General features: G+C 40.4%; 5 protein-coding genes. 1 reads left to right on the top strand and 4 read right to left on the bottom strand.

Translation table 11 applies throughout. The annotated features are described in order from the left end of the window. Positions 1–198 (top strand): tyrosine-type recombinase/integrase (locus tag J6O61_RS04110; protein WP_292209946.1); only part of this gene is annotated, 198 nt, incomplete at its 5' end. 101 nt (positions 199–299) lie between these two features. Here J6O61_RS04110 and J6O61_RS04105 read toward each other — a convergent pair. The 4 genes from J6O61_RS04105 to J6O61_RS04090 form a co-directional block, all read right to left on the bottom strand. Then, positions 300–473, bottom strand: a complete 174-nt coding sequence (locus J6O61_RS04105; RefSeq protein ID WP_292209944.1) for a hypothetical protein — start codon at positions 471–473, stop codon at positions 300–302. Between the two features lie 380 nt (positions 474–853). Then, positions 854–1,621 (bottom strand): response regulator, encoded by a 768-nt coding sequence (locus tag J6O61_RS04100; protein WP_292209942.1) that lies wholly within the window; start codon positions 1,619–1,621, stop codon positions 854–856. A gap of 19 nt (positions 1,622–1,640) precedes the next feature. Next, on the bottom strand, positions 1,641–4,586 hold the full coding sequence (locus J6O61_RS04095) for a response regulator (RefSeq protein WP_292209940.1): 2,946 nt from the start codon (positions 4,584–4,586) through the stop codon (positions 1,641–1,643). A 10-nt stretch (positions 4,587–4,596) separates the two neighbouring features. Continuing rightward, positions 4,597–6,204 (bottom strand): diguanylate cyclase domain-containing protein, encoded by a 1,608-nt coding sequence (locus tag J6O61_RS04090; RefSeq protein ID WP_292209939.1) that lies wholly within the window; start codon positions 6,202–6,204, stop codon positions 4,597–4,599. Between the last annotated feature and the right edge of the window lie 343 nt (positions 6,205–6,547).

The following is a 6,547-nucleotide window of genomic DNA, read 5'->3' as shown; positions in this document are numbered from 1 at the left end:
CCTCAGAGAACATCTGAAATTACTCCACATAAGCTCCGATCCAGCTTTGCCATGAGCTATTACGAAGCCTCGGGCCATGACATAGTTAAACTAAAGGAGAAGCTTCACCACGCCAATATAGAGACGACCAACGTTTATGCCCGCGCATCAAGAAAAGATATGAAAGATACCAGAAATATTCTGCAGGGCTTGCGATAAGCGCTTTTGCTTTTTCAAAGTAAAAAAAAGTAAAAAAATTTTTAAATAAATCTCCCTCAAAATGGACATAATTCTCATACTAAAGTGATATTACCTAATGCTCATTTTAATATCAAAAATAGACGTAATCCTTTATCATAAGATGTAATATGTTCTGTTATGGAATCATTCAGCTTTTGGCAATTTACAGAATTTCGATAATATGGCGGCTCTCTTACTCTCTGATCAGGATTGGCTTTACCATATTCGTTAATAAAATTTGCTCTGCGTGCCATCATATCCTCCTAAAACAAATGTGATGTTCGAAGAGCTAACCGGTTGCTCTTTACATGGTTAATGATAACCGCTGATAAACAATTCGTATTTAGTCAGAGCTCGTAGGCAACTACGATGCGCGGGTATTCAAAGTTTTTGAGGGTCAATCATTTTGAGGGTCTAGTTTGAGGGTCTGTCGTGAGGGGCTACTTTGAGGGTCTGGTTTGAGGGGCTGGTTTGAGGGTCTCTTGTGAGAATAAACAAAACCAGGGTTAATCAGTTATTGAAACTGACTAATCCTGGTCCTTTTAATGTAGGGATTATTCCCTGCACTTCCTCCTTCTCTTATGATGTTTCTTGGACTAAATATCAAAGGAGGAGGATACATGAATAGTATTTGTCACATGTATTTCTTGATCTTCTGGTTTTCGAAGAATTCATCGATGTTGGCGATAAGCTCTGCCGGGGGCATGGTCTTTAAAAGATATTTCTCAGGCTTTAAGGATAACACCTGCATGACGCTCTCTTTGTCGCTCTTTACGGTGAGGAACATTACGGGGATGTTACTGGTGGCAGGCTCACTTCTGAGCATTTCAAGGACTTTGGGGCCGGTGGTTACGGGCATTTCGTAATCAAGGAGAATAAGGTCTACTTCGTTTTTGGCCAAAAAGGTTATGGCAGCCATTCCGGAGTTGACCATGAATACCTGGTATTTTGCAGAGAGCCACTCTTTTATGGTCCGGAGCATTGTTCCATCATCATCAACCACAAGAATTCTCTTTTTCTGGAGTCTTACTTCCTCAGCTTCAACGACCTTTAGCATTGCTCTGCCAAGCTCTTTCACATTAACAGGGCGCTCAAAGGCCGCAGCTATCTTGTCCTTGGAGGTCTTTGTATAGATCTTTTCTATCTCGTCGGGAGAACCTATGACGCTGATAGAAATATCCGTCTCCACGGACTTGTCTCTAAGATACACGAAAAACTCCATCATCTCATCAACATCGTCCACATAGATAAGATAGACATTTGGTCTGTTCTCGATATGTTCTATCTCAGTTACATCAGGAGCAGCCTGAACCACTTCAAAGCCCTGTTCTTTCAGTTCTTTGGCTATCGATGTGACCATAAAGCTTTTTCCGCCGCCTATAAGAAGTACTCTCTTATCCATCTTCGTCCTCGCATGCATTTCAAAGTATCTTTAACAGTTCATCCCTGTCTACTGCAGACATCAGGGTTTTTACTTTTTCATATTTCTCTTTATATTCTTCAGGGATCCTATAGTCAGACAGCATCTCCATGATCCCATCTGCAGTATCAAAATCGTAAGCCTCAAGAAGCTCTTTCATATCGCCAAAAGCGCTCTCCAGCTCGTCAGGTCCTATTTCCGGAAGCTCATCTTCGCTCACATTACCATTTATTGCCGAGAGCTTTTCATTATAGCTTCTAAAGAGTTCCAGGAGTTCCGGTGTCTTTTCACGTATTTCCTTTTCGTCTTCCTTATTGCCACAGTCCTCAAGATGAGCAGCCATTCCTGACAGTTCCATAGCTCCGATGAGCCTTGCGCTGCTCTTAAGGGCATGCACCGTCACTGTATAGTTGCGCCAGTCTCCCTCCGAAACAAAACCTTCTATCTGCTCAGCCTTAGTATCAATTGTAGTCAAAAACTCTTTTACCACATTTTTAAGAACTTCCCGGCTTCCACAGTTCTTTTCTGCTTCATGAAGATCAATCCCTTGAAGGAGCCTTAGAACATCTTTCTGCGCACTATCAGATGTTTCCTCTCCATTGCCATCCGCAAGCACCGCTGTATCAACCTCGAGAACCTTTTCCTTCGGAAGATACTCTATTAACATCTGTTCAAGAAGCTCTCCATTTACTGGCTTCGACAGATAATCATTAAAGCCTTCAGCGATATACTCTTCTCTCGCCCCTGCTCCTGCATTGGCAGTAAGTGCTATACATGGAGCATCCTTGGAAAGATTATCCTCCATTTCCTTAAGGGCTTTCAGAGTCTGTATGCCATCCATTTCAGGCATCCTATGGTCTATGAAAATCGCGTCATATCTCTTTTTCTTGACCAGCTCCAGAGTTTCAAAACCGCTCTCAGCAGTATCAACCTGGATCTTAGTCTTCTTTAAAAGACCTTTTACCACCGTCAGGTTAATTGGCGTATCATCTACAATAAGTATCAGAGCGTCAGGCGCAACAAAACTCTCGGAATATTTCTTTTGACTTCCCAGAAATTCCTTATACCTCTCCCTGAAGTCCCCAAGTTCTTCCCAACTTGCAACCTGCTGTTTTACTTCAAAAGAAAAATTGGAGCCTTCACCGTAAACGCTCTTAACCTCAAGCCTTGTGTCCATAAGGGCCAAAAGTTTTTTAACAATACTCATTCCAAGGCCGGTGCCTTCAATAGAACGGTTGCGGATTTCTTCAATCCTCTCAAAAGGCGAATAGAGCTTTTCAAGGTCCTCTTCCTTTATACCAATTCCCGTATCAACAATTTCAAACCTCAGATAAATACTGTCTTCATCAGCCTTTCTGCAGGAAACATTAAGATCAACGCTGCCCTTTTCCGTGTACTTCACAGCATTTGTAAGGATATTGGTCACGCACTGTTTTATCCTTACCTCATCGCCTATAAGCTTTTGTGGAATAGTCTCATCAATGTTGAAATTCAGCGCAAGCCCCTTATCCTCAGCCTTTACAGCCACAAGGTTTAAAAGATCATTGATAGTTGAGCTGATATTATATTCCACAAGCAAAATGTCCATCTTACCGGCTTCAATCTTGGAGAAATCCAAAATATCATTGACTATACCAAGAAGGGAATTGCCGGCGCTTTTAACACTAGTTGCATACTCCAATATCTGCTCTTCGTGACTTTCCCTTATGATCATCTCATTAAGACCAAGAACCGCATTTATAGGCGTCCTGATCTCATGGGACATATTCGACAGAAACGATGATTTTGCCTCAGAAGCCTTTTGAGCCACCTCAAGCTCTTTTTCTAGTTCGTGCTCCTCGTTTATATGAGCAATATATTCCTCTATGGCATGTACTGTTGCCTGAATAGACTCATGAACCACTTGTATCTCGTCATGGGTCTTAATACAGATATCATCTACCTTCTGTCCCACTTCAAGCTTTTTCTCATCATCCGCCTGTGCATATTCAAGCATGAAGTCAGACATATTCCCCAGAGGCGCCCCAATGGTTGTTTTGGTGTAGAAATTCGCGATTGCTGCCACGGGAACACCCACGCACATTATAAGAAGGACCATTTTTATATCATAACTTATGGCATTTCCACTGAAGATGTAATTCATCCTTTCGATATGCTGCCTCATTTCTTCTAAGCTCACCTCTGATCCAGAGTTGGCTAGAGGATTTATTCCTGCAACAAACATATCCTTTATATCCGGGAAAAGAACTACCATGAATATTCCTACAAATATACCAAGAAGAAGTTCCATCCCTATGATGATAGCTGTGATCTTGTAGCTTACCTTTGTTTTACGCAGTTGTCTTGAAAGCTCTTTGTCATTCTGGTAATAACCAGTATATGCTACTGCAATAGGAAAGGGATACTTCCAGGAATCTGGTGCTTTTGTATAGTAAATATGAAACAGGAATGCAGCAATAAATATGACCAATACATCTCTAACAAAGTACGTACCAACATTCTTCATCTGATATAGAGCATATTCATTGGACTCGATCACAGAAATACATAGAAGCTCTGTAAAAGAAGTTGCAACCAAGGTAACAAGCGCAACAATCGCGGTTTTCTTTTTGGTTGCAAACCAGAAATACTGACCAAACAGAGAAAAAGACAAAGTTGCCACAAGGAAAATTGACATCTTATACGCATCAGACGTATTAAAGATCAGTGCGCAGATAAAGGAAATAAAAAAGACAATCAAAGAGATCAGATAACCATAAAGGCCACCAAGGATAAGATACGGCAAAATAAAAAAAGTGATGATCACCACTCCACCAGTGGAGATATGCATATTTGCACCATAGACAGCTGAATAAATACAGCACAGTGCCAGCATGATAAACGTCACAGTCCCAACTAATGTGGCTATAATGACAGATGATTTCTTGTACTTTTCAAACCCCAGCATAATAATTCCTCTATTGTTGCTGTTTCAAAATGCGCTTATTCTCATACATCTGGCTATCAGCTCTCTCAAAGACAGCCGTTACACTGTGGTCGGATCCGATATTAAACTCGGAGATTCCTGCTGCAATGACAGGGCCATCTTTTCTTTGTTGATTTAGTAGGACCTGACTTTGAAGCTTATCCATAAGTTGTTCTTTTATCGCAAAGTCATTGTCGCTAAGGAATATGGCAAATTCGTCTCCACCTATCCTGAATACCGGACTGTGAGAAAAGATATCACAAAGCAGTTTAGCTGAATTTTTAATGAGTTCGTCACCAGCCTTGTGTCCCTCGGTATCATTTACATGCTTAAGATAATTTATGTCGCAGACAACAAAAGCAAAGGGCAGATAATCCACTCCATTATCAATGTTCTTTTGAATAGACAGTTCAAGTTCTGTAAAGGCATTCTTGTTTTTGACACCAGTGAGTTCATCGCGTCTTGCCATCTCTTTTTCTGTATTGATAGCCTGGGCAATTTCACGCTCTCTTTTCACTTCATCATCAATGTTCTCCACACAGATGATCAGATGGGAGCCTTCACTGGTCTTCATTATAGTTAATCTTGTATACTGCACTTTTGTCTCAACAATAAGGCGATATTCCAAAACATAATATTTCCTATCTTCAAGAGCTGTCAGTATAGCATCTTTATCCAGAGCATCCTCAACCATCTCGCAGTCCTGAGGATGGACAATCTGAGGAGCATCCTGTCTTACAGCTATAAAAAAGTCATCTCCTGACTCCTCAATCTTCAGGTCTCCATAGATATTTTCAGATGTATATCCAACATATTTATCATTCTGTAGATTGACATAATAAATTACATCATAGTGAGATGCCAGACTCTCTGCAATCTGTGAAAATGTGATCTTATTCTCTGTCGCCTGCTTAGATATCCTTACAAGTCTCTCCTTCTCGTATTCCTCAACAAATACATGAACAAGACAGTTGGCAATAAGACAACCGATTGTGTAAAAAGGTGCAAAAGCATCTCTGATCTGTAGAACAATAAACAGCGCCATTACTGCTCCTGAAAGACCTATTACTCTATAGCGTATTTTTGCACTTCCGGGAACTGTTCTGGAAACAAACAGCGAATAAAGCGAGATCGCCAGATACAGGATCAGCTGGGCTCCCAGCAAAAAATGCCTGCCTGATCCAGGAATATATTCCATTTCTTCGGTAAACATAAAAATGGCTGGATAGAAAACATTTATGATCAGAAGAAGGATTACAAAACCAAAGATTCCCCATCCTGCCACCAACATAATAGTAGTTCCAACATTTTTCCTTCCAAGAAATGCTGCCACAAAAATGGTCCACAAAAGAACTGATACTGCCATCATGGAAAAGAACAGAACCGTATCTATATAGGCTGCAATAAATATCTTTGATTCTTCAAGAAATCCCCACAAAATATCCGCTATGTAAAAAATCAAAATAGCAATAATGAACAGCCTGTATTTATAATAAGAGCTATCCTTTGAGGTTGCACCGCCTTTTCTAAGTATTTCCTGATTTATTATTAAATGCAGTATGACCGCAAGTATTCCAAAGCTGGCATAATACATACGCATAATCCTCCATATAATATGATACTATTTTTCGTCACACAATTCTCTAAAATAAGTATAAAAATAGGGTATTCAAAGTTTTTGAGGGCCAATCATTTTGAGGGTCTAGTTTGAGGGTCTGTCGTGAGGGGCTACTTTGAGGGTCTCTTGTGAGAATAAACAAAACCAGGGTTAATCAGTTATTGAAACTGACTAATCCTGGTCCTTTTAATGTAGGGATCATTCCCTGCACTTCCTCCTTCTCTTATGATGTTTCTTGGACTAAATATCAAAGGAGCTTCCTGTATGATGTAAATGTACAAGATATAGTGGTTCCACAAGAAAGAGGGTGAAAATATAGATACCT

It is taken from the genome of Butyrivibrio sp. (assembly GCF_017635265.1).
GTDB lineage: Bacteria > Bacillota > Clostridia > Lachnospirales > Lachnospiraceae > Butyrivibrio.
The sequence above is the reverse complement of the archived record's forward strand: the minus strand, read 5'-3'. Positions and strand labels throughout refer to the sequence as shown.